This is a genomic window from Microcystis aeruginosa NIES-4325, from assembly GCF_008974145.1.
In the GTDB taxonomy this organism is placed as follows: domain Bacteria; phylum Cyanobacteriota; class Cyanobacteriia; order Cyanobacteriales; family Microcystaceae; genus Microcystis; species Microcystis aeruginosa_G.
On sequence record NZ_BJKP01000093.1, the window covers coordinates 1 to 1,097 of the forward strand.

The window sequence follows — 1,097 nt, forward strand, 5'->3', positions numbered from 1 at the left end:
CTCAGTACAGGACAAAAAGCTGGAAAAGTAGGCGAGAGTAGGGTTTTATGAGAAATAGAACCAATCTCTAAAACCCTAGGAACCAGTATAGCGCCTTAAAGCAAGCCCTTAAACCCCATCTGGCATGGCATGGAGCCAGGCTCTCGTTTCTAGCACTGTTCCTACTAGCCTTAATTAAAGTCAAAACCGTCAATCTGAGCGAGTTAGCAGTAGGATTTGGAGGTAAAGCCCTCAAAGAATCCAACTACAAAAGATTACAACGCTTTTTCCGCAACTTCGAGCTTGATTATTCTGAAATTGCGAAAATTGTCGTGGGTTGGGTGAATATCCCCCAACCTTGGCTATTGAGTCTTGACCGGACTACCTGGGAGTTGGGCGAGCATTGCTACAACATCCTGACTGTAGGCATAGTCCACGAAGGAGTAGCCATTCCCATCTTGTGGTGGCTGCTCAAGAAAAAGGGAAACTCCAACAGTGATGAGCGTATGCGGTTCATTGAGGCGATATTCAAAATTTTTCCCACCGCGAGAATTCGTTGTCTGTGTGCTGACCGAGAGTTTATTGGTCAAGCTTGGCTGCGCTATCTTCTGCTCGAACCGTCTCTGTCTTTCCGGTTAAGGATTCGGGCTACCGACAAGATTGAGGGAAATGGAAAAGCCTTGCCAGCCAAAGTCGTCTTCGCCCATCTGGCTATCGGAGAATCTCAGCAATTGCAAGGCGATTGTCGGGTTTGGGGCAATCGGGTCTCCCTCGAAGCCTTGGGTTTGGAGGATGGAGACCTCTTAATAGTCATTGCTCCCCCACATACAGTCGGACTGGTAAGCGATTACGCTCTGCGCTGGGGCATTGAAACCCTTTTTGGCATTTTCAAGACTCGTGGTTTTTGTTTGGAATCGACTCATTTTACTGACCCCGAACGCCTGCGTAAACTTTTTGCTCTGTTGACTTTAGCTTTGGTCTGGTCTCTCAAGACTGGCTTGTGGCTTCATCAACTTGATCCGATTCGGCTCAAAAAACATGGTCGTCCTAGCCAAAGTCTTTTTCGCTTAGGTTTTGACCATCTTCGTCATCTGATTCTTAACCCTTCTTTGCCCAAT

The 1,097-nt window shown here is 47.2% G+C and carries 1 protein-coding gene; it reads left to right on the plus strand.

Annotated elements, in window-relative coordinates; all coding sequences use genetic code 11:
• Positions 1-119: 119 nt before the first annotated feature.
• The coding region (locus MiAbW_RS19100; RefSeq protein ID WP_151697348.1) for an IS4 family transposase at positions 120-1,097 on the plus strand (978 nt) is incomplete at its 3' end.